Source organism: Cytobacillus sp. FSL W7-1323, assembly GCF_038595015.1.
GTDB classification, from domain to species: Bacteria; Bacillota; Bacilli; order Bacillales; family Cytobacillaceae; genus Cytobacillus; species Cytobacillus kochii.
Genome location: NZ_CP151998.1, coordinates 1,520,152 through 1,544,029, shown reverse-complemented (window position 1 = coordinate 1,544,029; position 23,878 = coordinate 1,520,152). Strand labels below are relative to the sequence as shown.

The 23,878-nt window shown below is 36.9% G+C and carries 27 protein-coding genes and 1 other annotated feature; of the genes, 7 read left to right on the top strand and 20 right to left on the bottom strand.

The genetic code is table 11. From position 1 onward, the window contains the following. Positions 1 to 167: 167 nt before the first annotated feature. The 3 genes from MKX67_RS08010 to MKX67_RS08000 form a co-directional block, all read right to left on the bottom strand. Entirely contained in the window at positions 168 to 779 is a 612-nt protein-coding gene (locus tag MKX67_RS08010; protein ID WP_095369857.1) for a TVP38/TMEM64 family protein, read from the bottom strand. A 45-nt stretch (positions 780 to 824) separates the two neighbouring features. Next, positions 825 to 1,772 carry an LCP family protein gene (locus MKX67_RS08005; protein ID WP_095369858.1) on the bottom strand — a complete coding sequence of 316 codons (948 nt, stop codon included), beginning with the start codon at positions 1,770 to 1,772 and terminating at the stop codon, positions 825 to 827. 288 nt (positions 1,773 to 2,060) lie between these two features. Next, entirely contained in the window at positions 2,061 to 4,034 is a 1,974-nt protein-coding gene (locus MKX67_RS08000) for a S9 family peptidase (RefSeq protein WP_322909147.1), read from the bottom strand. A gap of 213 nt (positions 4,035 to 4,247) precedes the next feature. On the opposite strand from MKX67_RS08000, the gene MKX67_RS07995 reads away from it, so the two are divergent. Beyond that, positions 4,248 to 4,625: a hypothetical protein gene (locus tag MKX67_RS07995; protein ID WP_095369860.1), complete on the top strand. Its 378-nt coding sequence runs from the start codon at positions 4,248 to 4,250 to the stop codon at positions 4,623 to 4,625. Positions 4,626 to 4,631: 6 nt separating this feature from the next. Here MKX67_RS07995 and MKX67_RS07990 read toward each other — a convergent pair whose 3' ends face one another. Next, positions 4,632 to 5,192, bottom strand: a complete 561-nt coding sequence (locus tag MKX67_RS07990) for a competence protein ComK (protein WP_095369861.1) — start codon at positions 5,190 to 5,192, stop codon at positions 4,632 to 4,634. A gap of 218 nt (positions 5,193 to 5,410) precedes the next feature. Between MKX67_RS07990 and MKX67_RS07985 the strand changes: the two genes are divergently transcribed. After that, on the top strand, positions 5,411 to 5,647 hold the full coding sequence (locus tag MKX67_RS07985; RefSeq protein ID WP_095369862.1) for an IDEAL domain-containing protein: 237 nt from the start codon (positions 5,411 to 5,413) through the stop codon (positions 5,645 to 5,647). 153 nt (positions 5,648 to 5,800) lie between these two features. On the opposite strand, the gene MKX67_RS07980 is transcribed toward MKX67_RS07985, so the two are convergent. The 3 genes from MKX67_RS07980 to MKX67_RS07970 all read right to left on the bottom strand — a co-directional run bounded on the left by MKX67_RS07980 (position 5,801) and on the right by MKX67_RS07970 (position 8,200). Beyond that, positions 5,801 to 7,075, bottom strand: coding sequence for a M48 family metallopeptidase (locus MKX67_RS07980; RefSeq protein ID WP_095369863.1), 1,275 nt, complete (start codon positions 7,073 to 7,075; stop codon positions 5,801 to 5,803). Positions 7,076 to 7,176: 101 nt separating this feature from the next. Beyond that, a complete protein-coding gene (locus MKX67_RS07975; RefSeq protein WP_095369864.1) occupies positions 7,177 to 7,485 on the bottom strand; it encodes an AzlD domain-containing protein in 309 nt (102 codons plus the stop codon). Further along, positions 7,475 to 8,200 (bottom strand): AzlC family ABC transporter permease, encoded by a 726-nt coding sequence (locus MKX67_RS07970; RefSeq protein ID WP_095369865.1) that lies wholly within the window; start codon positions 8,198 to 8,200, stop codon positions 7,475 to 7,477. The genes MKX67_RS07975 and MKX67_RS07970 overlap by 11 nt, the downstream gene beginning before the upstream one ends. 121 nt (positions 8,201 to 8,321) lie before the next feature. Here MKX67_RS07970 and MKX67_RS07965 point away from each other — a divergent pair, with 121 nt between their 5' ends. From MKX67_RS07965 to tyrS, 3 genes are all read left to right on the top strand, one after another. Beyond that, positions 8,322 to 8,873, top strand: a complete 552-nt coding sequence (locus MKX67_RS07965) for an XRE family transcriptional regulator (RefSeq protein ID WP_095369866.1) — start codon at positions 8,322 to 8,324, stop codon at positions 8,871 to 8,873. 109 nt (positions 8,874 to 8,982) lie between these two features. Continuing rightward, positions 8,983 to 9,462, top strand: coding sequence for a MarR family transcriptional regulator (locus MKX67_RS07960; RefSeq protein WP_095369867.1), 480 nt, complete (start codon positions 8,983 to 8,985; stop codon positions 9,460 to 9,462). A gap of 4 nt (positions 9,463 to 9,466) precedes the next feature. After that, positions 9,467 to 9,679: a binding site (T-box leader), on the top strand. Between the two features lie 39 nt (positions 9,680 to 9,718). Further along, the gene (tyrS, locus tag MKX67_RS07955) at positions 9,719 to 10,966 is read left to right on the top strand and encodes a tyrosine--tRNA ligase (protein ID WP_322909669.1); all 1,248 of its coding nucleotides are present in this window, start codon (positions 9,719 to 9,721) and stop codon (positions 10,964 to 10,966) included. 67 nt (positions 10,967 to 11,033) lie between these two features. On the opposite strand, the gene MKX67_RS07950 is transcribed toward tyrS, so the two are convergent. Both MKX67_RS07950 and MKX67_RS07945 read right to left on the bottom strand, forming a co-directional pair. Continuing rightward, positions 11,034 to 12,446, bottom strand: coding sequence for a 4-hydroxyphenylacetate 3-hydroxylase N-terminal domain-containing protein (locus tag MKX67_RS07950; protein ID WP_322909146.1), 1,413 nt, complete (start codon positions 12,444 to 12,446; stop codon positions 11,034 to 11,036). Positions 12,447 to 12,448: 2 nt separating this feature from the next. Then, positions 12,449 to 12,904 (bottom strand): cysteine dioxygenase family protein, encoded by a 456-nt coding sequence (locus MKX67_RS07945; RefSeq protein WP_157733746.1) that lies wholly within the window; start codon positions 12,902 to 12,904, stop codon positions 12,449 to 12,451. A 186-nt stretch (positions 12,905 to 13,090) separates the two neighbouring features. On the opposite strand from MKX67_RS07945, the gene MKX67_RS07940 reads away from it, so the two are divergent. After that, positions 13,091 to 13,525 (top strand): Rrf2 family transcriptional regulator, encoded by a 435-nt coding sequence (locus tag MKX67_RS07940; RefSeq protein ID WP_307317969.1) that lies wholly within the window; start codon positions 13,091 to 13,093, stop codon positions 13,523 to 13,525. Positions 13,526 to 13,641: 116 nt separating this feature from the next. Here the strand turns inward: MKX67_RS07940 and MKX67_RS07935 are convergent, their stop codons facing one another. The 4 genes from MKX67_RS07935 to MKX67_RS07920 form a co-directional block, all read right to left on the bottom strand. Then, entirely contained in the window at positions 13,642 to 14,436 is a 795-nt protein-coding gene (locus tag MKX67_RS07935; RefSeq protein ID WP_095369872.1) for an ABC transporter ATP-binding protein, read from the bottom strand. Positions 14,437 to 14,457: 21 nt separating this feature from the next. After that, positions 14,458 to 15,411, bottom strand: coding sequence for an ABC transporter permease (locus MKX67_RS07930; RefSeq protein ID WP_095369873.1), 954 nt, complete (start codon positions 15,409 to 15,411; stop codon positions 14,458 to 14,460). 46 nt (positions 15,412 to 15,457) lie between these two features. Next, positions 15,458 to 16,465 (bottom strand): ABC transporter substrate-binding protein, encoded by a 1,008-nt coding sequence (locus tag MKX67_RS07925; RefSeq protein WP_095369874.1) that lies wholly within the window; start codon positions 16,463 to 16,465, stop codon positions 15,458 to 15,460. Positions 16,466 to 17,142: 677 nt separating this feature from the next. Then, entirely contained in the window at positions 17,143 to 17,268 is a 126-nt protein-coding gene (locus MKX67_RS07920; RefSeq protein ID WP_342489265.1) for a PHB depolymerase family esterase, read from the bottom strand. A gap of 576 nt (positions 17,269 to 17,844) precedes the next feature. Here MKX67_RS07920 and MKX67_RS07915 point away from each other — a divergent pair. Continuing rightward, positions 17,845 to 18,096 carry a hypothetical protein gene (locus MKX67_RS07915; protein ID WP_340978402.1) on the top strand — a complete coding sequence of 84 codons (252 nt, stop codon included), beginning with the start codon at positions 17,845 to 17,847 and terminating at the stop codon, positions 18,094 to 18,096. A gap of 238 nt (positions 18,097 to 18,334) precedes the next feature. Here the strand turns inward: MKX67_RS07915 and isdG are convergent, their stop codons facing one another. The 7 genes from isdG to MKX67_RS07880 are packed head-to-tail and all read right to left on the bottom strand — an operon-like array spanning position 18,335 to position 23,870. Next, positions 18,335 to 18,670, bottom strand: coding sequence for a heme oxygenase (gene isdG / locus MKX67_RS07910; RefSeq protein ID WP_095369877.1), 336 nt, complete (start codon positions 18,668 to 18,670; stop codon positions 18,335 to 18,337). A 13-nt stretch (positions 18,671 to 18,683) separates the two neighbouring features. Beyond that, positions 18,684 to 19,448, bottom strand: a complete 765-nt coding sequence (locus MKX67_RS07905; RefSeq protein ID WP_342489106.1) for an ABC transporter ATP-binding protein — start codon at positions 19,446 to 19,448, stop codon at positions 18,684 to 18,686. Further along, a complete protein-coding gene (locus MKX67_RS07900; RefSeq protein WP_342489105.1) occupies positions 19,445 to 20,410 on the bottom strand; it encodes an iron ABC transporter permease in 966 nt (321 codons plus the stop codon). Before MKX67_RS07900 ends, MKX67_RS07905 begins: the two co-directional genes overlap by 4 nt. A gap of 37 nt (positions 20,411 to 20,447) precedes the next feature. Next, positions 20,448 to 21,377, bottom strand: coding sequence for an ABC transporter substrate-binding protein (locus tag MKX67_RS07895; protein WP_341055059.1), 930 nt, complete (start codon positions 21,375 to 21,377; stop codon positions 20,448 to 20,450). A 6-nt stretch (positions 21,378 to 21,383) separates the two neighbouring features. Then, positions 21,384 to 22,124: a class B sortase gene (gene srtB / locus MKX67_RS07890; RefSeq protein WP_307318692.1), complete on the bottom strand. Its 741-nt coding sequence runs from the start codon at positions 22,122 to 22,124 to the stop codon at positions 21,384 to 21,386. Positions 22,125 to 22,126: 2 nt separating this feature from the next. Further along, entirely contained in the window at positions 22,127 to 22,897 is a 771-nt protein-coding gene (locus MKX67_RS07885; RefSeq protein ID WP_307318695.1) for an ABC transporter ATP-binding protein, read from the bottom strand. After that, positions 22,887 to 23,870, bottom strand: a complete 984-nt coding sequence (locus MKX67_RS07880) for an iron ABC transporter permease (RefSeq protein WP_342489104.1) — start codon at positions 23,868 to 23,870, stop codon at positions 22,887 to 22,889. Before MKX67_RS07880 ends, MKX67_RS07885 begins: the two co-directional genes overlap by 11 nt. Positions 23,871 to 23,878: the final 8 nt, after the last annotated feature.

The window sequence follows — 23,878 nt, the reverse complement described above, 5'->3', positions numbered from 1 at the left end:
CACATCTCTCACACTTTTCTCCTTTTTGTGTTTAAAGTAAATACAGGGAATTCTGCTTGGTGGTTAACATTGTTGCAGGATAGATGCATGTGCTCTATTCTTTTTCTGTTCTTATTCAAAAATTCAAAAAGCCCAGCAAACATCTGCCGGGCTTTCCTCTAAACTATCTATTTTTTCGTTTTTTCTACACTTGTATTTAATTTAATTTCTATTCTTTTACCTACATACCAAAGAATAGCAATGATGAGGATGACGATGGCCGTTCTCGTCGGTTTTGTAATCAGTGAGGCAATATCATGCCCGACAAAACTCATTGTAAAAATCATCACCATTTTTCCTGCTATGACTGCCAATGCGTATTGGGCAATACTTATTCTCGATAAGCCAGCCACAATATTTACAATAGCAGATGGTGTAAAAGGGAAGCATAGTAATAAAAATAACGGTGCAAAACCATGCTTTTCAACCCATGCCATTAATTTTTTTACTTTATCATGGTTTTTAATTACACTTAAGAATCGCGCTTGGCCATATTTTCTAATGATAAAAAAAACGAGCAAAGCTCCTGCAACTGAGCCAATCCAAGAATAAAAAAATCCGCCCCATAATCCGAACGCATTCGCATTAGCCATCACGAATAAAAAAAGCGGGAGAAAAGGTAAAAATGCCTCTATTAAAGGTAGTAGAATTCCTGGAAGAGGGCCAAATGAACGATATTCTTCAATTAGAGCTAATATATTTTCTAGTGTAAGCCACTGTCTGATACTCTCTAAATCCATCCATACTCTCCTTCTCTCGCTCGAAAAAACATAGATATTCTTCTTTTAGTTAGTTAAAAATTGCTGTAACTCTTGTTTGTTTGCTTCTAAATCAACCTGTAAAACAGCCATTCCACTGATTCTAACATTTTGGTAAGTGCCATCTGCTGGAATTCTTAATGACTCTACTTGCGGGCTTCCATTCATTAAAACATCTTTTCCCATATATAAGATGTCACTTGTTTTCATATTGGTATTGACGTAAGGTGTAACAACTCCTACTAGTTTAGGTAGTTTAGCTATCGTATTTAAACTAGTAAATTGATTCATTACTGCTTTAATCGCGTTTTGTTGTCTTTCAACTCGACCGAAATCGCCAACCGCGTCATTTCTGAATCTGACATATCCTAATAGGTGTTCGCCATCCAATTTCTGTAATCCCGGTTTTAATGTTACACCGATTTTCTGAGACATCTCTTTCTCCACATTGATTTCTACACCGTTTGGAAAAGCCACATCAATGACCTTTTCAAACCCCTCAAAATCAAGAATTGCATAATATTGCGAGTCGATGTTAAAGTTCTCTTTAATCGTTTGCCTTAATAATTCTGGACCTCCATAAGCAAGTGCAGCATTAATACGATTTTGACCATGTCCTGGAATATCGACATACATATCGCGCATAAAAGAAATCATTTTATAAGTGCCTGAATCAGGTTGATAATGTGCAACCATAATTGTATCTGCACGTGCATTTTCTTCTCCTCTTGAGTCACTACCTAAGAGTAAAATATTCGTTCCACCGTATTGATCTTTTTCACCATTAAATTCGTATACTTGCTCTGGTACACTTGAATCATTATCTGCTTTAGAAGTTTGTAGACCTTGTTTAAATTGGTAGTAAGAATATCCTACTACTGCAACAACAACAAGCAAGAATATGATAAATAAATTTCTTATTATTTTGCCAAATTTCCGCTTTTTCTTCTTTCCTTGATGTCTTTCAGATCTCATTTTAGATGTATCCTTTCATCCTATTATTCTTTTCTTTCTTTTTGTAAATTATATCAGATTATCCCGATACTGTTACTTTTGGAATAAACAGAACAGTAACTCTTTTAAAAGATATACTAGAATTATACACGTTACAGCCTTTTTTCTAAATCATTTCTTCATTATCTTTACATCTTTTTAAAGATATTTCCGTCCCTTTATATATGACTGATACAGCATGAAAAAAGTTTCACTTACGAAATATTACCAAATACCCCGAAAGTGATCACACTACCGGGGTAAGCATCTTTAAATATATTGATTAAACCAATTTTTTATATAATGAAGTCTCTTCATTCTTAAGTTTGGGTGACCACTTCTAGAGAGTTCATGATTAGCTTGTGGAAAACGAATAAACTTCGCTTGTTTGTTATGGTGTTTTAATGCAATGTAAAATTGCTCTGCTTGTTCAATCGGGCATCTTAAATCATTTTCACTATGTAAAATTAATAGTGGGGTGTCTACTTGTTCCACAAATGCTAATGGTGAATGTTTCCATAATTTTTCTATATCATTTAACTGGCCTTTTATTTGCCAGTCAGTGAAATAATAGCCGATATCACTTACACCATAAAAGCTAATCCAGTTAGATATGGAGCGCTGGGTAACAGCTGCCTTAAAACGATTTGTATGTCCTACAATCCAATTTGTCATAAATCCACCGTAGCTACCGCCTGTTACCCCTAACCTCTCACGATCAATTCCCTCATCATATTCGAGAACATAATCGACAGCAGTCATGATATCTTCATAATCTTTGCCACCATAATCTCCTCTAACAGCATCTACAAAAGCTTGTCCATATCCATGACTGCCCCGTGGATTTGTATATAACACCGCATAGCCCTCTGCGGCTAACACTTGAAACTCATGGACATATGTATTGGCATACATCGTGTGTGGACCACCATGAATCTCTACAATAAGAGGATACTTCTCTCTTGTCTCGTGATTTATCGGCTTTATTAACCAACCTTGTAATTCCCAGCCATCTATCGATTGATATTGAAGGACCTCTGCATCAGCAACAGCCGTCTCCTCAAAGAACGCTTGATTAATATTTGTCAGTCTTGTTTTTTCCCCACTAGTCACGTTCAACAAGTATAAATCTCCTGGATTAGTAGGTGTGCTAATCGCTACTATCGCTTTATCTATCGTGCCCCCTGTAGAAACACCATAAATATGATGCCTTTCTTCTAATAATGCGGGATACATCGCTCCTTCAACTGTGCCAAAATACAGTACTGTATTGCCATGGTCAGATGCTAGAAAATAGAAGCTCGAGCTATCCTCAGCCCATAAAATCTGTGAAGCATTTGCAGACTGATGGAAGTCAGCAACAACATAATCACCGACTTGTACATCCCATTCTTCTGTTAAACAAGTCAATTCTCCTGAGAATACATCTAATGTCCATATCTTGGACAAAGAAGCATTCTTATAAGTCGACTTCGACCCAATTAGCCCTAAACATTTGCCATCAGGGGACCATGATACATGAGAGAAGCTGGCAACTCCTTTTGTCATATTCTCCATCTGCTTACTTTCAACATCTAATATGTAAACATCATTATTGAAGGAATGATCTTTATCTGTTGCCAAATCGGCTAATAATGCGATGGATTGATTGTCCGGAGACCAGCATTGGAGATAATAATCCTGCTCTCCTGTTGTAAGCCATTCACGCTCTCCTGAAGCAATATCAATTACGCCAATATGTTGATAATCACCAGACCATAAACCTTTGGCGTCAGACTTATATTTCATCCTTTCTATTTCAACCGGCTCTGGTTTATCCTTGTTTTTTTCTGGAAGGTTCTCTTTCTCTACAGTTGATTGAAAAGCGATTCTTTTACCATCCGGTGACCATATAGGGTTGGTCGCACCATTCGGTTCATTTGTCAGCTGTTTTGCTTCGCCTCCATTCATTGATAACATAAATATTTGATTCACCTCATTATTACGATTAGAAACAAATGCGATTTGTGACCCATCTGGTGACCATCTTGGTGCCAAGTTTCTCCCTTTTCCGTATGTTAATTGTTGCGTTTCTGCAGGTTGATTGGTATTTATGTAAAACAAATGAGAGCTATATGTATTTTCTTCTTCACACATGGTCGTTTCTATATAAATACAATCATAGCCATTCTTACTTAATTGTGGATCAGTTACCGACTTCAGTTGATATTGATCCTCCGGCTTGATTCGTTTTTTTGCATTCATCCTCTTCACTCCTCTATAGGTTCTTCTCACTTTTATTCGTGACGTAAGGAATATTCCCCTTTATTTACCCACTTTTATTGTGAGTAATTCATACCTCTCTTTCAAGCTAAAAATCAAATAACAAAAAATGGATACAGTTGCATGAATATTTTAATGAGAGTAGAATATAATAAGAACAAATGTTCTATAACAAAAAAAGGAGAAGTATTTACGATGACAAGAATTCCTGAGCGAGACCGGAATATTATGGAACAAGCGATTTATTTGCCAATGGTGCTTACGATACTTAATAGGGATTTAAAAGTGATTGATGCAAGTCCGTTTAAGTTGAAGCAACCTTATGTGAATTTAGTTGATGAAACAATGAGGGTAATTCAGAAGGAATTAAGAAGCGTGAAGCACTATATGAATAAAGAAAAGTTGAGTGTACAAGAAATTAAGCGCGATGAAGCATTTACAATGTTCATGTTTCTTTATAAAGGATATGAAGAGCAGCATAATTATTTTAACCCTCGTATACGAAATAAAGTCCATGAATTACTGGAGTTTTATTTATTCAAACGTTATACTTCATCGCAAATTAGCCAATAATATCCATCATAATCTGCGAAGGAAGTTAATGTTTTCTGAAACTTTCTCAGCTTTTTTCCTTTTTAGAAAGTAAAGCGATTTTCGTTCCGTTTCTTCAATTCTGCTCGATAACGTATCTTTTAACAGAACGGTTCTTAGAATTTGATTTTGAAATATGTTATGTGAAACAGGGATAATATGCGTACGCCTATTTCTAAAAGTTACTTCTGTTTGTCCTCCCTCATGCGGACGATAATGGAGCACATGCTCATTAGATATCCATATACAGTTGGGGTTTGTAGCAGAAGCTGTGGGAAAAAAATAAATGAGATTAGTGGGATCAATCGTAATAGGTGCTTTATGTGTAATACCTGTCAGTTGTCTTGTCCCCTCTTTTCTACCTTCATAGCTAGCACCAAAAAAGCGACAACTTTTCTTAATAATTTCAAGCGGTTTAAAAGGCGAAACCGCTTCACCTTCGATTTCATAAATATGAGAATAAATCTTACTACCATATTCAATAGGCAAAATCATCATTGTTTCTGTATTAATTTCATACTCTTCAATCATCGTTTCCTTCTCAGCCATAAAACGGTACACCCCTTTACTTTTTTTGAAAAATAAACTAAATATTTTTAAAATTAGCTCTATTTTACCAGAAAGAGAAGATGATAACCAGTCTTTTTTCCTATTTAATTGACAATTTATTTGAAAATAATATATTTAATTTTTTTAAAAATTCAAAAATAAGTTGAATAAATACAATTCTTTACATATACTAATAAAAAGCCATTGGGGTGATTTTTATGAAAGAAAAATCATACGCCGAATTAATGAAAGCAAGCGCCATGAAACGCAAAAGAAAGAAAGAAGCATTTGTTTTAGACTTATATGTCGACATGGTCATTAGCGACGCTATCCTAAACAGAAAACTGCAAGCTGTAAAAGTGAAATTAGATAAAGCATTAGACTGCAAAAATAAAAAAATGTTCATTACACTATCAAATGAATATATTCAACTGCAAAAAGAATATGGCTCGTAACCTATTATCCTCCACCACCAATGGGGGATTTTTTATTTTTGAATTATACTGGGAATCAAGGTAAGGAAGGGAAAAAATTAAAAAAACAAAATATACACACCCCCCGTTGCAAATGCAAAAGGCTGTGTGCACAAAATGGTACCTCTTTTTTATCTATTCATCGTCTCGATGTTTTATTTGATATTCTTCTAAGTCAATGATTCGATCCAACATTGTCGGATGTCCATAGCGAAATACCTTCACAAGTAATGGTGGATTCACTTGACTAAGACCAGCTTTGGTAAGCTCTTGAAAAGTTTCGATCCCCGCTTCTGGATCTTTTGTTAATTCAACTGCATAATGATCCGCTCTTGTTTCTTGATAGCGTGAAACTAAATTGGACAACGGACTAGAAATGAACAGAAGCATGGAAATAATTATAAGAAATAATGGTAATGAACGGATATCATTTACTGCTGGAATCTTCAATGCATCTCCATACTTCGTTACCGCCCATTCCATTATGCGATAAGTTAAATACAATCCAACTAAAGATAATAATAAATATCCGCCTATGCCAATATATATATGCTTCTCAACATAGTGCGCCATTTCATGTGCCATAATAAATAAAATACCGTCATCATCTAATCTATTTAATGTTGTATCCCAGAGAACAATCCGGGAATTTGATCCAATACCAGTAACATAAGCGTTCAAAGCATTCGTTTTCTCCGCCATATCAACTTCAAACACATGGTCAGCTGGGATGTTTGCTTCATGAGCAAGCGCCAATATTTTACTCTCTAATTCCTTATTCTTTAAAGGAGAGAAATCATTATATAACGGATCAATGACCACTGGTTGAAGGAACATTAAAAACAATGAAAAAGGAACGGTTAACATCCAAGCATATAGCCACCACCGCTTCCTGCTTTTATTAATAAGCAGATACAATACATAAACGATAAGCACCATCATGCCAAAGTTCACCCAAAAGTCTATAAGTTCATCTTTCATCCAGCTAGCAAAGCTTTGCGTAGAAATATTGTACTGCTTTGAAAAATGATAACTGATATAACTGAGTGGTGTCGTAGCGATAAAAGCGAATAGTGACAACCAAGCAACATAAATAGACGTTTGCACAAATTTGAATTTAGAAGATTGCTCAGCCCATTTTTTAAATGCACCAGATAACCCCAATAAAAGAATTGATAAGTAAAACATCCATTCAAAAGGTGTAGACAAGAAAAATAGTAAATTACGTATTTTTGAATATTCCTCAGTTAATACAAGTTCTCTACCATTTAAAAAAGTGGCAGGATCAGCAACTGTACCTTGATACTCGAATGGTAAATCTGTATTTGCAAAATGGAATAAATACCAATAAAAGAATAAACCATATAAAAAGTAGCCAAGAATGCCATAAAGACCAATTTTTCTTGCCAATTTGTTCCCTCCTTTAATCTCAATGAAAAAAGTACAACCCTTCATACTTAGTTTAGTATACTTTTCCATATTTAGAACTGCAAAAAAGAGGAAAGAAATAACTAACTGATGAATAAGGAGTAACCTGACAAAACAATAATAGCACTAAGGACAACAAAGACTACATTCGCGCCAATATAAGCAACAATAAACGCAATCGCTGCACCAAGTAAGCCGTACCAGATGCTTTCTCCAATAAGCAAAACCCCAGGAAAAATAAGAGCACCGAGAGTCGCATAAGGAACATTTTTCAGAACAGATTGCACAAATATAGGCAGTTCCTTTCCTTTAAAAAGTAAAAATGGCGCAACCCTTGGAAGATATGTAACAAGACCCATGCCAATAATTAACCAAAGTACTTCATTGCTCATTTTGCCGATCCTCCCTCTTCATTCCTTCTATAACCTCAACAAGAACGGAAGAAATTAAAGTTGCTATAACAATTGACCATCCTGTTGAAAGTGCACCGGTAAAGGTAAAAATAGTGTTTAATCCGGCAGCAATAGCAGCAAGGTAAACAACTTTAGCACTGCCTTTCATCGAAGGGACAAGTAGACCAATAAACATTGCATATAGCGCAACTGTCATGCTTTCTTGTAACACTTGTGGCAAGTTTGCACCAACGACGAACCCAAGAGCAGTAAAGGTAACCCAGCTCATATACCCAATGATATTCACACCTAAAATAAAACCAGTTTTTTGCACGCCATCTTTTGTAGCAATAACTGAAAAAGATTCATCTGTAATGCCGAATGAATAGAGTGCCTTTTTCATTAGTCTGTCATCTTCGGCTTTTTCATTAAGCGCTGTACTCATCAGAAAATGGCGAATATTAACAATAAAAGTTGTAAAAATAATTTCGAAAGTACTCGTCCCTAAACTAATTAAGCTAAGTGCCATATATTGTGATGCACCTGCAAAAACAATCATACTCATAAGTACAGTCTCTATAAAAGATAAACCTGTTGTCTTTGCTAATAAGCCAAACGTAAGTGCAACGGGGGCATAACCAATCGCAATACTTACACCAGCCTGCACCCCTTTTCGAAATGGTACTTCTCTTGTTTGTAACAATAGCTCCGCCAAGATTTCTCCCTACCCTTCATCCCAAAAAATAGTATAATATTGAATAAATAAACTGATTAGTTATTTGTACAATATATTATACATTCGTACGTTATAATAAACAATCATTTTCGGAGGAATTATGGATAATATTCAAAAAAATATCGGTGTTAACTTAAAAAATCTACGTAAAGCACGAGGTTTAAGTCTAGATACTACAGCCAACTTAACTAATGTAAGTAAAGCGATGCTTGGGCAAATAGAACGTGGTGAATCCAACCCAACAGTGACAACATTATGGAAGATTGCCACAGGATTACAAGTTTCCTTCTCATCTTTAATTAAGGAACAGCAGTCTCCTATTCATGTGGTTAATCGCCATGATATAAGCCCCATTATGGAGTATAGTGGGAAATATCGCGTATATCCGGTCTTCCCATTTGACCCAAGGAAAAAGTTTGAAATTTTTACTGTCGAGATTGAGACAGGTTATGAACATCTATCAGAAAAACATAATGAAGGTGTTGAAGAGTATGTAACGGTGATTACTGGTACACTACAACTTGAAATTAATGAACAACAATACACCATTCAACCAGGTAATTCCATCCGTTTCTCCGCCAACAAAGCACATACGTATCGCAATATTGGGGAAGATATGATTATTTATCAAACAGTTTTGTATTACCCTTAAGTTTAAGGGTTGCAATTCTGTTTCTTTTTTTGTAGAATCATTTCATAGCTAATGATTCTGAAAATAAAAGAGGGGTGATCCTATTCACCAATTAGACGAAGATGGCTATTTGCATCCTGAAGAGTCAACGGTCATTCAAAAGATAAGTAAAAAAACAACGATAGAGCCAAATGCAATAGCCGTAGTCACTAGCCTATATCGCATTGGCCAAGGCATTAAAAATAAGCTAGAGCAAGAAGTGTTAGCCAAGCATAAAATCTCTTGGACTTCCTTTTCGATTCTTTATGATTTATGGATATATGGAAAAATGGAAACAAAAGAGCTTGCCCTTTCTGCAGGTGTATCAAAAGCAACAATCAGTAATATTATGCGTACATTAGAGAATAAGTCATTTTGCAGAAGGGAAACCGACCCAAGAGATCGCCGAAACACTTTTGTTGTGATTACACCTAAGGGTAGAGACGTCATTGAAGAGCTTTATCCCGAATTTCATGAGGGAGAAATCTCCATTGTTAAAGGGTTAAAAACGGACGATCAAAAGCAATTAGCTGCAACCCTTTACCGGCTCATTAAAGACAATAAATTTTAATAAAGAAAAAGTGATGATAGAAGTCTTAGTAGCAACCTCCTCCCTATCACAGAGAGCCGACAAATGACTGAGAGTCGGTATAAAGGATGAAGCGAATTACAACTTCTTGAACTTTCATTGCTACTTGCAATGAACGGCTACGTTCGTTAAATGTTGAGGTGGAGAAGTATTATACTTCTCAATTAGGGTGGTAACGCGTGAAATCCACGTCCCTTTTATCAGGGATGTGGATTTTTATTATTTTTTAAGGATGTGAATAATTGTGAAAGAAAAATTATCAGAACAGCAATTAAAAGAGTTACAGAGACAATTAAAGTTATACAAACAAGGTGTGCAAGAAATAATACCCACTGAAGAATTAGAAGAAAAGTTAGCAAAATCTATTTTATTAAATAAACCTTTAAAGATAAAACTTGGCTTAGACCCTTCAGCTCCTGACGTTCATTTAGGTCATACGGTTGTTTTAAAGAAGTTAAAGCAATTCCAAGATAATGGTCATACGATTCAATTATTAATTGGGGATTTTACTGGTAAGATTGGTGATCCAACAGGTAAGTCCATCGCTAGAAAGCCGTTAACCGATGAAGAAGTGAAGCATAACGCCCAAACTTATTTTGAGCAATTTGGTAAAGTACTCGATATGGAAAAAGTTGAATTACATTATAATTCAACATGGCTCTCTCAACTTAAGTTTGATGATGTCATTCAATTAGCAGGTAAAATTACCATTGCCCGTTTAATGGAACGTGATGACTTTGAAGAAAGAATTGCCTTCGGGAAGCCGATTTCTTTACACGAATTCTTCTACCCAGTCATGCAAGGATACGATTCTGTTGTGCTTGAATGTGATATTGAGTTAGGGGGCACCGATCAGCACTTTAATGTCCTTATGGGTAGGCACTTTCAAGAGAAATTTGGAAAAACTAAGCAAATTGCACTGCTGATGCCACTACTTGAAGGATTAGATGGCGTTGAGAAAATGTCAAAATCGAAGAATAATTATATCGGTATTAATGAACCAGCAAACGAAATGTACGGGAAAGCGATGTCCATTCCGGATGAACTCATGGTGAAGTACTTTACACTTATTACTCCACTTACACCTGAAGAAATAACTGAGATAGAAGAAGGGCTAGTTAAGCGAACCCTCCATCCACGTGATGTAAAGATGCAATTAGCAAAGCTAATTGTACAAATGTACCATGATGAAGAGGCAGCTGAAAAAGCAGAACAACAATTTATTACGATTTTCCAAAAAGGAGAAGTACCTGAAGAACTGCCGACAATGACATGGACTGGCCCAACTTCTATCACCTTTGTGCAATTGTTAGTAGATACAGGCTTACTGCCTTCAAAATCCGAGGCTAAAAGAATGATTGCTGGTGGCGCAATTAAAATAGATGGTAAAAAAATCATCACTGATATGGAAACGACTACGATTAGCCATAATATGATTGTTTCAGTAGGTAAAAGAAAATTCATGAAATTATTGTTAAAGAATTAGGTTGTGAGGTAATTTAAAAATAGTCACCTTTTATCAGGTGGCTATTTCAATGTTTAGGCTTCTTCTACTAACAGTTTTTCCAAAAGGGAGCTAGCTGTCTCGTCCACTCTTTTTTATCATATTTCCGCCACATATCTGCTGTTTGCAGCATCGGATCCCCAGAATAAAAGCGCTCGTATAATTCATGACGAGAACCAAAAGGTGAACCTATTAAATCCCAAGCTAATTTAAATAGCTTCGTCCTTTCTTCTGCAGTAGCATTCTTCCCTTTATAATACTGTTGTGTCAACTGACTGATTTGACCTGATAGATCGGCCATGGACGAAGGTAATTGTATCAAGCCGCCAGCACCTATTAATTGAATGATTTCAACTGCATTGGGATAATATTTCGTCCCCAGTACTCTCGCTGTTTGAATATAATTAAAATCTGGAATATAAATGTCTTTCTCCAACTTTCCATTTTGTTCAGCGGCAATGATTAACCCTTCAATTGTGCGAATTTGGATAATAAGTTCCCCTAGCTTTTCTTGTACATGTAAATAGCCATCTGCTCCAATCACATGTGCCATGGCATTTGCTACTGCTGCCATAAAAGATAACTTCGTTTGCAAGCGCACAATGGCTTGATGATACGCTAAGCTATTAGAAATAGAATCAACTTTTAACTGAGCTAAAGCAATAGGGTTATCATGCAGTAAAACTCTCTCCCACGGAACAAAGACATCATCGAAAATCAGGACCGCATCCATTTCATCGTATTGTGCACTAAGGGAATATTCAACTTGCGACGCTTCTGCAAAAGACTCACGACAAACCATATGCAAGCCCTTAGCATTTGCGGGCACAATCAGCATATGCGCTAAATCTTTCTTCGCCTCATCTAAAGGTGCTAAGGGATAAACAATAATATCATGGGCATAAGGTGCGGAAGTGCCAATCATCTTAGCCCCATTAATATATACGCCTTCGTTTGTCTTTTTTGTTATTCTCAATAAACCTAACTTTTTCGTATTATAATACTCATTAGCACTCCGGTTGATTTGCGGATCTCTTTGAATAATGGCAATGAAACGATTTTCTCTTTTGGCTATATGATAATAAGCCTCTATTTTTCCTGGGAAATGCGGATCTAATTCACGATACGCTTCTCTATTTGCATACCAGCCTGCCACTCGCGAACGGGCATAATCGGAAAGTCGACTCATCATGCCGTTCGTATCTTTCGCCCATGCCTCAAAAGCCGTGCGCCTTTCCTGTAATTCAGTGATATTTCTTGGCAAATAAAAAGCCTTATGCACCCATTGCTGTAAATCATCATCAAAATAACCGATTAATGGCTGTAACTTTGGGTTCGTTAATTGCGAAAACAAGGATTCAATCGTCGTCAACGTACCTCTAAAATTTGTATCTTCGGTAATATCAATTCTTTTACCGTTCAACCACACATTTCTGCCATCCTTTAAGCTTTCAATAAACAAGCTTATTCTCTCCCTTCAGCAGGATAAGTCTGATTATGTGCTAATGGCGGTGAATACACATGAAAACTAATGACCTCAAATGGTGTGGGATTAAACATGAGATGAATGGTATCCCCTTGTACATGAAAAGACTCATCTGCCTTATATGACTCAATTTTATTAACCGATAAATCTTTATGATAAATGAGATTAAGTAAGCTTCCCTGAACAACATAAACTTCTCCTTTTGAAAAACCATGATCATGGACAAGCGTTTTAGCAAATGGCGGAAGATAAACAACAATGACCTCAACCTGCTGATTGCGATAAATGACGTTTCTCCCATACTCTAACATCCCTTGCGGTTGTGTAATATAAGGCTCCAACTCTTTTGAACAAATATTTAATGAACGAATCGCCTTATCTAAAGGCACTTCTTTTTCTTGTAAAACTTGGCGAACTTTTTCTTGAAATGTCACGGTGTAAATCGCTCCTTTACATGCAATTCTATGAATAGTTGATCGACTTTCTCAACTTTCTAAAATACAATATGACAAGCTTGTACTTTCGTGATTAGAATGCAAGAAAATGAGTAGAAGCCTAGGTTATAATTCTATGAAAGCACTAATACCCTTTTATAAGATGTTTAACAGGAGGCCGAACTTTTGAAAATATCGAGTAAAGGTGAATATGCGCTGCGTTCATTAATTGTTCTCGGGAATAATGAAGGAACTGTTATAACCATCAAAGACATTTCAGCTCAAACATTAGTACCTGTTCAATATTTGGAACAAATTCTACTTCTTTTAAAAAGCCATGGTTATGTAAAAAGTAAACGAGGTGTCTACGGGGGCTATATGTTAAAGAAAGAAAGTCATGAGATTAATATAGGAGAGGTCATTCGTCAACTAGAAGGTCCACTTGCACCGATGAGTTGTGTCAGTATCACCGCTTATGAATATTGTCCATTAGAAGATCAAGGGTGTGTGCTTCAGCCACTATGGGCACTATTGCGTGAAGAAATTGCCTTTATCTTAGATCAAGTTTCATTACAAGATTTGATCAACCGCAACATTCCTTCACCAAGACAAAATCATTAAATAGAAATCACCCTGCTATCGTATTTATAAACAATCTATTGATAGAACAAAAATCAAGTCCCCACCACAAAAAAAAGAGTCCACTAACGGACTCTTTCTCACACTAAAATCTTCATTTATGCAAGTATTGCACGGTCACTGTTCATTTTTTCACCACGAATTTGTTGAAATTCATTTAATAATTTTTCAACCGTAAGCTGCGATTTTTGCTTCTCATCCGCAGAAAAAATAATCTGGCCTTTATCCATCATAATTAACCGATTTCCTAGATCGATCGCTTGCTGCATATTATGAGTTACCATTAATGTCGTTAATTGGTATTTAGCAACAATTTCTTTCGTTAAATTCGTAATCAATTCTGCCCGGGATGGATCTAAAGCAGCCGTATGCTCATCCAATAAAAGGATTTTAGGTTCTGTGAAGGTTGCCATCAAAAGAGACAATGCCTGCCTCTCACCACCTGATAATAAACCTACTTTTGCTTGCAGTCTGTTTTCCAAACCTAAATGAAGCATCTCTAATTTTTCTTGAAAAAACAATTTTCTTTTCTTCGAAACGCCTATATGCAAGCCGCGTGATCTCGTTCTTGTGTAGGCAATGGCTAAGTTCTCTTCGATCGTCATTGCAGGTGCAGTCCCTGCCATTGGGTCTTGGAATACGCGCCCTATTAGACGTGCCCGTTTATTTTCCTTTACATTCGATACATTTTTTCTATCAATAATTATTTGACCGACATCCGGTATTAACTTCCCTGAGATAATGTTCATTAAAGTCGATTTTCCTGCACCATTACTACCAATGACCGTCATAAAATCGCCTTGATGAAGATCGAGATTCATCTGTGTTAGTGCAATCTTCTCATCTGGTGTGCCTTCATTGAAGATTTTATGAATCTGATTTAATTCAAGCATGTCGTCACCCCTCTCTTCTACTTATTCCATTCCTGCTTGAAGCATTCGTTTTTTCTTTCGTTGTCTCTCTTTTTGCTTCTCAAGAATCTTCGGTAGTACAAGCGCGAAGACGACAATCAATGCCGTAATTAATTTCATATCTCCCGTTTCTAAGAACTCCACGCGTAGCGCTAATGTAACAATAATTCGATACAGAATCGCCCCACCGATAACAGCTAATGTTGCTCGAACAATTGTTTTTGCACCAAAAATCGCTTCGCCGATAATAACAGAAGCAAGCCCAATAACAATCATGCCTATACCCATGCCGACATCACTGAAACCATTGTATTGTGCCACTAAGCCACCTGATAAAGCTACCAAACCGTTAGATAGCCCTAGACCTAATATTTTTAATGTATCTGTATTCGCTGAAAAGCTACGAATCATCGTTTCATTATTACCTGTTGCTCGAATGGCCAGACCAATATCAGTTTTCAAGAACCAATCAATAATTACTTTGACAAAAAGAGCCAATATCAGCATGAGAATTAAGATTGCCCATGTTTTTGGCACAAAGCCAATGAAAGCTAAGGCGTTATCTAAACCTAATCCTTGCCAAAAATCAGTTAGTTTTGTAATGACGGTTTCCTCTGATAATAGTGGGATATTCGACTTACCCATAATGCGTAGATTAATAGAGTACAAAGCAATCATCATGATAATCCCTGATAATAAAGGATTGATCTTTCCTTTTGTGTGAAGTAATCCTGTCACGCTGCCAGCTAGGAAACCGGCAACGAATGCTAAAATTGTTGCTAAGAATGGATTCGTTCCTCCTACAATTAAAACGGCAGCAACTGCTCCACCAGTGACAAAACTACCATCAACAGTTAAATCAGGAAAATCTAATACTCTAAAAGATAAATATACACCTAACGCCATTAATGCATAAATTGCACCTGCTTCAATGGAGCCAAATATTGCTGAAGGCATTATGCTCTCTCCCTTTCATCTGTCGTGCTGATTAAGATACCTGTCATTATTCAATAAATTCCGCAGATTCTTCCCATTCAGGATTTAGTTCAACACCCATTGCTTCAGCCGCTTCCTTATTTATAACAAGCTTTAGATTTTGTGGATATTGTACATCCATTTCGCCTGCTTCTTTCTCACCTTTTAATATTTCTGCTGCCATCACACCTGCTTCATAACCGATATCATTATAATCAAACCCGTATGCAGCAAATCCGCCACGAGCGACAGAATCTAATTCACCAACAAAAAGTGGAATTTTCTTATCTGTTGCCACTTGAACGACTGACTCTAGAGCTGTTACTACTGTATTATCTGTAATGATATAAAGGACATCTGCTTTACCGACTAATGATTCTGTAGCTTGTTTTACTTCAGCTGATGTTGAAACAGTTGCTTCAGCTAATTTCAATCCTGTTCCTTCTATAACTTCTTTCACTGTCTCAATTTGCGATACAGAGTTGGCTTCACCCGAATTATACACAACGCCAATTGTTTCAATATCAAAATATTTGTTTATGAATTCTACTGTATTCGGTATGGCATCTGGGTGATTATCTAATGTGCCTGTAATATTTCCGCCAGGTGCTTCCATAGAATCAACAAGTCCGCCACCAACAGCATCTGTTACAGAAGTAAACACAATCGGAATATCCTTTGTAGCATTTAATGCACCTAGTGCACTTGGTGTAGAGTTAGCAAAGATTAAATCCACCTGATCACTTACAAAGTTGTTCGCAATCGATTGATTATTATTTTGATCCCCTTGTGCAACTTGTGTATCAAATTCTACTTCTAATCCCTCATCCTTCAATGCTTGTTGAAAGCCAACAGATGCTGCATCTAAACTTGGATGTTCAGCGATTTGCGTGATACCGACTTGATAGCTTTTCTCACCGCTTTCTCCACTTGCCTCATTCGTTGTTTCTTCAGAGTTTCCGCATCCTGCCAATATTAATGCACTTAATAATCCAGCTGTCGATAATGTTTTCCACCTATTTTTCTTTTTCACTATTCATTCATCCCCTTTACTTTATCGCTTTTATGCTTTGGTGCTTTGGTTCATTAAATTATATACATATAATACTAAGGAGACAAGAACTTTTTATTATTTTCCAAAAATTTATGTTATCTGACACTAAAAAATAGAATGAATTCCATGAAATTGGAACTACAATTAATATATAATTAATTATTATAAATTTTCAATTAATTTAATGTATATTACTACCACTATTGAATAAAAATGATCAGCTAATGGATACCCTTTTCCCAACATACAATTCTACATCGTTTGCATTGAATCCTGCCGTGCGTTCGCTTTTAAGCGAAGTTGTACTTTTTCTGTAGTAATCTTCTACAGTTAATAACTGCTTGGAATAATCTACGTAGGAATCTTGTTGGATAGTAGCTTGTCCTATATAAGACGCCGTAACAGTTGTATATTAATTCATGGCATAATCCAATATCCCTACTTTTAAATCTAATCTAAGCTATGGTATGGTACACCCCTCTGTCAATTGCTTAAGGCACACCTGGGGTTTCGCTATGTGGTAACCTTCTTGTACACTCGTTGTATCCAATGAAATGATGCCTCGATACGTGCCTTTATACATCCACTTGCCAACCACTTTTATTGTTACTCCCCCCTCCCCCATCAGCAACGAGCTCCCTACAAAAACTTTTGAATAGTTACCTTGAGCAAAAGAACCTCATTTTCAGTAGTCTTATATTTTTTCTCTCTTCAAACCAATTCCAACAAGTATTGTTATTAGCAGAAGCACTTTTATTAGGATATAAAACGAGAAAACCCCTTATGAAAGCGCATTCATTTTAACATGTCGCAAATTGACTAACAGCTTGCGTGCAGTCATGCAACATCACCATTAACGGAACTTAATCACTCCCTTCATAAGATGATGGCACATATAAGGTAAGTTCTCCCGCCGTATGATCCACTAATACTATAACCAGCTGCTAGTACTGATTCTTTTGGTACAGGGTCAAATACCTTACATACTCATAATAAACTAATTGCCAATAAATTGCATAATTTTTTTACGTTTTTTTCTCCTTAAATCTACTCACTCTATTTTAATTTCTAGAAACTACGAAAGAGTTACAAAGAAATGTCGTTGGCTGTAACGAAATACGAATTTGGTCGTCTAATGAAAAAAGTATTATTAGGGGGGATTTATTTGAAGTGGTTTTTGGAAGTCTAGTTTTTATCATTTTGGTTCTAACAAGTATTCTTGTTTTTTTAGAAACTCTACTCCACCAGTACCTATCATTACAGTAGGTAAAGATAAAATACCTTCTAATCAAGGTTCTTATTGTTGGCATAGTCTCAATAGTGAGATATGTGTAGATGTTGTCTACTCATCACAAATAGAAATGGCCAAAGTCCATAAGCCAACAATCGTTTCCCCTAATGAAGATATTTACATTGAATTTAAATGTAAACCCACCTATCATACTTTCACCATTGAACAATGGACAGATGATGAAATGATAACCTCAAAAGATATGACAAAAGAGACAATAACCTCACCATCAAAAGCAGGGATCTATTATTATCACCTTATTGCTCATTGGAAGGAAGGAACGGTCACTTATGCTTTTACCATCCAGGTCGTAGACAAGTAAGAAGAAAGAGGAGCTCAAATAATGTACAGATTACCATTCATATTTATTATAATGCCCCAGAACACTAAGTTATTTTATGACGAAACACGTATTTCTAAGTCAGGTTGACCCCCTTTAAACGCTTATTGTCTATACTCAGTGAATGAAAATTTAACTCTCTTGATTATTTCAACATTCAAAAAAAAGACACCCCCAAATAGGATGTCTTTACAATCTTTTTGTAAGGAACTAAGTACATTTACCCGACAGAGCTTTCTGTCTCTATCCTTGGCTTGCGACGTAACTTTACTTGATAATAAGTCGTTTTGTTTTTAATAATAAATTCAGGGATTCCGCCTCTATGGGCATGGGCATCTTTAAATTCTCGACTTTTCATCCATCCTTTAAAGCCTGTTGGATCTTCCCATCTTGTAACAATAGTTATTTCTTCATACTCTTTCGTATTTTCCGTTAACATTACTTCTAAACCAACGAAGCCCGGCATCGTTTCTACCTTACCTTCTCGATTAAATCTCTCAACAAACATATCAGCATTTCCTGGTTGAAGGTGAACAGTATTTGTTACAATATACATCTCAGGTTCCCCCTTAAAATTGATTTGGTTTAATTAATGGCACTTTACCATCAAATATTACATCAGCATCAAGTTTATATACTTTTTTAAGTAATTCTGCATTTAGGATTTTCTTGGGGAGACCGGTTGCGACAATTTCCCCTCCTTGCAGAACTACCATTGAATCACAATACATCGCTGCATATTGGAGCTCATGAAGTACCATGACAATGGTCATTTTAAACTGTTGATTCAGTTCTTTTAGCAATGACATCAGTTCAATTTGGTGTCCGATATCCAAGTAAGTCGTCGGTTCATCCAAGAGCAAAATATTCGTTTTTTGAGCAAGTGCCATCGCAATGCGGACACGTTGCTGTTCTCCTCCCGATAATGTTTGCACAAGACGATCGCTCATATGAGTAATACCAGTTACCTTCATTGCCCAATCAATGATTTCATTGTCTTCTACGTTCTCACTTTTCATCATTTTTTGATAAGGTGTTCTTCCATACGCAACCATTTGTCGCACTGAGAACCCCGGCATCCCCTCCTTTAGCTGAACGAGCATAGCTAACTCTTTCGCTAAATTCTTTCTTGTATAGTTATTGATACTCTCATGATTTATAAGAATATCTCCTCGGTTAGCGGATATAAGTTTCGCTACCAATTTTAATAGTGTCGATTTACCCGATCCGTTCGGTCCGACAATCCCTGTAATTTGCCCTGTTGGAAATGTCAGATGGATATCTTTTAATTGAAAATTCCCTTGATTATACGCGACTTGCTGCAAATCTATCATGCAGAAACCCTCCTCTTCCTTAATAAATAAAGAAAGAATGGTGCACCTATGCAAGCGAGCAATATCCCAACAGGTAACTCAATTGGGTCAAACAATGTTCTTGCTACAGTATCGGCAAAAGCTACTAAACTAGCTCCACCTAGGATTGAAAATGGTAAAAGATAGCGATAATCTTCACCAATAATTAATCGAATCATATGAGGTACGACTAGACCAACAAAACCAATTAACCCTCCAACACTGACCGCGGTTCCTGCTAAAAAAGAGGCCAGCAATATCATTTGCAATCTTGCCCACTCTACATTTTGACCAAGTAGTTTTATTGTTTCGTCACCCAAAAGCATAAGATTCGCTTTCTTAATAGCAAAAAAAGAAAGCAGTAGACCAATAACTGCATATGGCAACATGAATTCAAGATGATACCAACTGCGCCCATTTAAGCCACCAGATAACCACGAGAGAACAGCTTGCACTCGGTCACTATATATGACCATAACACCATTCATTAACGCACCTAAAAGGGCATTCATTGCTACACCTGCCAGAATAATTTTTACTGGAGAAGCGCCTTTTTCCCATGCTAGTAAATAGATGAGTATCGTTGTTAGAAATGCGCCAATAAATGCACCTGCCGGCAATAAATAGCTGTAAGCAGGAAAAACGAGCATCGTTATGACAGCAAGTAAACCGCCACCAGCAGAAACACCAATAATCCCCGGGTCTGCCAATGGATTTTTCATCACACCTTGCAACAAAGCCCCCGAGGCAGCAAGACATGCGCCCACTAGTAAAGCAACTAGTACCCTTGGTAAACGTAAATCGAATATAATCGTCTGATACATTTCCACCCCATTTCCTTGAAAAGCTTGGAAGATTTCAACTAACGGTATGGAAATAGCTCCGAAGGAAATACCTGCATAGATAGATAGTAGTGTAAGGACAATTAGGACCACGAAAGTCAACACGACTTTCCTATTTTTTACTACATTCAATGATGGTTCACTTCACTTTCAACTTCTCTGAGAGAAAACTGACTGCTTCCACAACCCTTGTGCCAGGATTTGTACCAAATAGGTCAGCAGGTAACACTTCAATTCTGCCGTTTTTCACAGCTTCAATAGAGTTCCAAGCTGCATTTTGTTGCATTTCTTTTATAAACCCATCCCTCACCTCTTCGGGATTCCCGTGGGTCATTAACATGACAAAGTCAGGATTTGCTTCAATAATTCTCTCCGTATTGATTTGCGCATATTGTGGGAAACTCTCTAACGCTTGATAATCTGCAGCAATATTCTCACCGCCTGCATATGTTAGGATATCCCCACTTAAGGAATTCGGTAGAGCGGCCATATATGTTCCTGGCGCACCATAAACAAGTAAAACGCGAGCTGCAGTCGATGGCTGTTCTACCTCTTTTAACTTCGTTTCTAGATCTGACCTTACACTCTTCGCCTCTTCTTCTTTATCTAACATCGATCCATAAAGTGAAATTTGATTCATTATGTCTTCAATTGAATTAGCTTCTGTTAAAATTACTTCTGCTCCTAATGATTCCAATGAAGGTACATCTTTTTCATTCAACGTTCGATTGGCTAATATTACGTCAGGTTTCAGTAATGCTATTCTCTCTAAATTAACTTCATGTGTGGAGCCAATTTGTTGTTCTCCCTCGGCTTCTTTAATCCAAGTATCGGCATTCGGTCTGCCAACTACCTTCTCTCCCAATGAATAAATAATATCGACATCACCATTGCTTAATGCGGCTATTTTAGTCGGCTCCTCAACAAAACCGATTTCCCTACCAGCAAAATCTTCTATTGTATATGACGATTCTACTGAAGAGGAGACCGCATGTTCGATATCTTGTACACCACAGCCTACTAAACTAATGGATGTGCCAAGCAAAAAAGCGCCTAACCATTTTCTCATCACTTTTTATCCCCTTTCTACTAACTTCGCATGGACAACTAGCCTTCCTTCTGTTCGATCTAAAGAGTAATCACAAGTTGAAAGGGTGACAATTCTATCATTTCCTGTTATTTGCACATCTGTCTCATGTACAGACTTTTCCTTTAGCGAATGAATAAAGTCGCCATATTCTTTGTCAGATGAAAAATCTGTATCAATATAATAAAAATCAGTCTTCGTTTGATAAACAGAGAAAACTTCCAAATCATAGCCTTGATAAAGCGTATCGTAATAGATGACTGGGTGCTTATTAAAGAAAGATGAATCCAAATACTTCTTCAAACCAGCGAACATTGTACCATCCTTCATTCGATGTCCATATATGACCGTATTAAGATCCTCCTCATCGCTGATATTATTGCGATAATCCATGAAGATACTTCCAGCTCTAGTTTCTTCTCGCAAGTAATTTCTTGTTAAATAGTAGTCATTATCCCGTGTCTGTAATATCGGATAATCAATCGCTGTATCGTCAACCGTAATCCAGCCTATAATATCTTCATTTAATTCTTTTAATGGTTCAAACTGCGCTCTTAATCCCGTTGTTTGCGTATTTGGCTCATGTTCATCTGCCCGATAAATCTCTTGCACATTATTCATGTTTTGCCTGTTCTCATAATAGTCATAAAAAATGAGAAAAAGTTGTGAACCAGCATAGAGGAAAACACCAATAGCCAAAAGGTTAACTAATGTTTTGAGCATTTTCATTGTCATGTTCCTAAAGGAACTAAATACAGTCCCGTACGAATATTATGCTCTACACAAACATCTACGCCATATATATCTTTAATTAAGGATTCGTTGACGATTTCTTGGGGCAGACCAGATGCAACAATTTCACCATCACACATGACAATAAGCTGATCAGAATAGCGTACTGCCTGATTAATATCATGAAGCACCATCACAATCGTTAAACCGTATTCTCGGTTAAGTAATTGAATCAGCTCTAATAATTCCAACTGATAATACATATCCAAATACGTTGTTGGCTCATCAAGGAAAAGCATTTTTGTTTTCTGCGCTAACGCCATCGCTATCCAAACTCTTTGCCGTTCACCGCCAGATAATTGATTCAACTGCCGCTCTCGTTTGTCTTCAAGCTTGGTTAATGAAATTGCCCAATCGATGACTTCCTCATCCTCTAAGGACAACTTTTGAAAGGCTCGCTTATATGGTAATCTACCAAAAGCAATGAGCTTCTCTACTGTTAAATCTATCGGCGCTTCATTTTGCTGGTAGACTGTTCCTACTAACTTTGCGAACTCCTTTGCTTTAAAGTGGTGTATTTGTTTGCCATCGATCATTATCGATCCAGCTGTCAACTTTTCATCTCTTGCTAATAATGATAATAGCGTTGATTTACCGGACCCGTTAGGCCCTATAATGGTAGAGATTTTCCCTGCTGGAAAAACCCCAGTATTGTCTTTTAATATTTGTTTTTCCTTATCGTATGAAAATTGGATGGATTTAAATTCCATAAACTTTATCACTCTTTCTTAATAGAAATATTAAGAACGGCCCACCGATGACAGCCATAATCGTCGAAGCTGGTATCTCTAGTGGAGCGATTAGCGTACGACCTAGTGTATCAGCCGTCAAAATTAATAATGCACCTGCAATAGCAGAAAATGGGATTAATCGTTTATGATCCGTACCGATTAATTGCCTAGCAATATGAGGAACGAGTAAGCCAACAAATACAATGACTCCGGCAACAGACGTTGCAACTGCAGCTAAAAGTACAGCGATGGCTGATATCATTATTCTTGAGACATTGACATTCATACCTAAATTCTTAGCCTTTTTATCTTGCAATGCCAATAGATTACACCATGGACTGACTAAGAATGCTAGCACGAGACCAAGAATGCCATACATGACAATGATTTCAACCTCTGCCCATGTTTTCATTGTTAACGTAGAGCTATTAGATGGACCGAGGGCGATATTGAAATAACTGCAGATCATTAAGAGTGCTTCTCTTAATCCTGTAAACATTGCGCTAACAGCAATACCCGTTAAGATAATACGTAAAGGACTTAATCCTGATTTCCAGCTCATAGAATAAACGAGAAAACAAGCGATACTTCCCCCAATGAAAGCAAATAACGGCCCACTTATATATAAGCCCGGAAGAAACAACATACCAAACAAAGAAAAGAAGCTCGCCCCGGCAGAAATCCCAATGACGCCTGCATCAGCTAATGGATTCCTCATTACCGACTGAAACAACACTCCCGCTACTGATAGGGCGGCACCAGCAAACATTGCAACGATAATGCGGGGATAGCGTAAATCGCGAATGACAGCTACTTCCTCATTTCCTCCATAAAACAGGTCCATTATTAATTCTTTGATCGTGACAGATACACTTCCACTTAAAACAGAAAAGCCCGTCACTACTAACAAAAGAATGGTCACGATTACAAAATAGATATTTTTTTTATTCATAAGCTTCT

Bases quoted from the DNA above. Each gene is read 5' to 3' on its own strand.
- MKX67_RS07935 (WP_095369872.1), bottom strand. From the start codon at position 14,436: ATGCTTGAATTAAATCAGATTCATAAAATCTTCAATGAAGGCACACCA.
- MKX67_RS08005 (WP_095369858.1), bottom strand. From the start codon at position 1,772: ATGAGATCTGAAAGACATCAAGGAAAGAAGAAAAAGCGGAAATTTGGC.
- MKX67_RS07995 (WP_095369860.1), top strand. From the start codon at position 4,248: ATGACAAGAATTCCTGAGCGAGACCGGAATATTATGGAACAAGCGATT.
- srtB (WP_307318692.1), bottom strand. From the start codon at position 22,124: ATGAAAATGCTCAAAACATTAGTTAACCTTTTGGCTATTGGTGTTTTC.
- MKX67_RS07985 (WP_095369862.1), top strand. From the start codon at position 5,411: ATGAAAGAAAAATCATACGCCGAATTAATGAAAGCAAGCGCCATGAAA.
- MKX67_RS07930 (WP_095369873.1), bottom strand. From the start codon at position 15,411: ATGCCTTCAGCAATATTTGGCTCCATTGAAGCAGGTGCAATTTATGCA.
- MKX67_RS07965 (WP_095369866.1), top strand. From the start codon at position 8,322: ATGGATAATATTCAAAAAAATATCGGTGTTAACTTAAAAAATCTACGT.
- isdG (WP_095369877.1), bottom strand. From the start codon at position 18,670: ATGTATATTGTAACAAATACTGTTCACCTTCAACCAGGAAATGCTGAT.
- MKX67_RS07885 (WP_307318695.1), bottom strand. From the start codon at position 22,897: ATGGAATTTAAATCCATCCAATTTTCATACGATAAGGAAAAACAAATA.
- MKX67_RS08000 (WP_322909147.1), bottom strand. From the start codon at position 4,034: ATGAATGCAAAAAAACGAATCAAGCCGGAGGATCAATATCAACTGAAG.
- MKX67_RS07880 (WP_342489104.1), bottom strand. From the start codon at position 23,870: ATGAATAAAAAAAATATCTATTTTGTAATCGTGACCATTCTTTTGTTA.
- MKX67_RS07905 (WP_342489106.1), bottom strand. From the start codon at position 19,448: ATGATAGATTTGCAGCAAGTCGCGTATAATCAAGGGAATTTTCAATTA.
- MKX67_RS07975 (WP_095369864.1), bottom strand. From the start codon at position 7,485: ATGAGCAATGAAGTACTTTGGTTAATTATTGGCATGGGTCTTGTTACA.
- MKX67_RS07895 (WP_341055059.1), bottom strand. From the start codon at position 21,377: ATGAGAAAATGGTTAGGCGCTTTTTTGCTTGGCACATCCATTAGTTTA.
- MKX67_RS07990 (WP_095369861.1), bottom strand. From the start codon at position 5,192: ATGGCTGAGAAGGAAACGATGATTGAAGAGTATGAAATTAATACAGAA.
- MKX67_RS07915 (WP_340978402.1), top strand. From the start codon at position 17,845: ATGGCCAAAGTCCATAAGCCAACAATCGTTTCCCCTAATGAAGATATT.
- MKX67_RS08010 (WP_095369857.1), bottom strand. From the start codon at position 779: ATGGATTTAGAGAGTATCAGACAGTGGCTTACACTAGAAAATATATTA.